Raw genomic sequence first — 543 nt, forward strand, 5'->3', positions numbered from 1 at the left:
GCATCGCCGTAGCCACCGCCCGCGGCCGAGACGGAGATGGTCGCGCTCTCGTCGGCGGCATCGCTGTCCTCCGCCGCTCTGACCGTGACAGACTGAGCCGTGTTCCAGTTGGAAGTGGTGAATGTCAGAGTGTTCTGCTCGCCGGTGGCCGATGTGTCGGTATCCACCTTGACGTCGGCATTGCTCGGCTGGGTCAGCGTGACCGTGACGGTTCCGGTCGGTTGCGCCGACAACTGCACATCGAAGGTGGTGGTGCTGCCTTCGCCGACCGTGATGGAGTCCGATGGGAGGGTCAAGATCCCAGTATCGTCGTCCGTCACTTCGATGCTGACCGTGCCCGTCGCTTCACCATAACCGCCTCCCGCTGCCGAAACGGAGATGCTCGCGCTGTCGTCGTCGGCATCGCCGTCCTCGGCTGCACTCACCGTGACCGACTGAGCCGTGTTCCAGTCGGTAGTGGTGAAGGTCAGAGTGTTCTGTTCGCCGGTGTCTGTGGTGTCGGTATCCACTTTGACATCGGTGTTGCTCGGCTGGGCCAGCGTG

Annotated in this window: 1 protein-coding gene; it reads right to left on the bottom strand. The window is 63.4% G+C overall.

The genetic code is table 11. The annotated features are described in order from the left end of the window. A partial coding sequence (locus tag BF99_RS23370; protein WP_038097892.1) for a hypothetical protein occupies window positions 1-543 on the bottom strand: 543 nt, incomplete at both ends.

Source organism: Thioalkalivibrio sp. HK1, from assembly GCA_000583135.1.
Taxonomy (GTDB): Bacteria; Pseudomonadota; Gammaproteobacteria; order HK1; family HK1; genus HK1.